This window comes from Phytobacter sp. V69 (genome assembly GCF_965644215.1).
Classification (GTDB): domain Bacteria; phylum Pseudomonadota; class Gammaproteobacteria; order Enterobacterales; family Enterobacteriaceae; genus Phytobacter.
This window is the reverse complement of record NZ_CBFFRL010000518.1, coordinates 1-483: the sequence shown is the minus strand read 5'-3', so window position 1 is coordinate 483 and position 483 is coordinate 1. Positions and strand designations below refer to the sequence as shown.

The following is a 483-nucleotide window of genomic DNA, read 5'->3' as shown; positions in this document are numbered from 1 at the left end:
GTTGCGTGATGGTATCGTAAACTGATTATTGATTTATAAGTGATTTATTTTAGTTTTGAACTTATCTGACAATTCCAGAATCAGAATTGTCAGATTGGTACGTAACTTTTAATGTAACTTTTTTTATTTGTTTTTAAATTTATTAATATCTACCACATTAATATCATCCGGTATTGATTTGTTATTAAGAATATTATTCAAAATATTCATGTCTGTATCAGGAATATTATCAGTGGAGTCAAAAGCTAATCTGTTCGCAGATATAACCTGTTCGATGAGTCTCATTGCTTTTACAAAAGACAGCTTATTATAATGAACCAGCCAGATTAACAACATTTTTTCCTGCGCTTTAAGAATGTCGTTTTCGCCTTTAATGCAACGCCACTCGTCATTGAGTCTCAAATCGAAATGAAGTGCCATTTCTTCATCTTCGGGAAACGCACCGACTTGATCATATGTATACTGAAATTGATAACTTACCTG

General features: G+C 31.9%; 1 protein-coding gene. It reads right to left on the bottom strand.

Going from position 1 to position 483, the window contains the following annotated elements:
- Nucleotides 1–123: 123 nt before the first annotated feature.
- The coding region (locus tag ACSZPU_RS26285) for a hypothetical protein (protein WP_499004564.1) at nt 124–483 on the bottom strand (360 nt) is incomplete at its 5' end.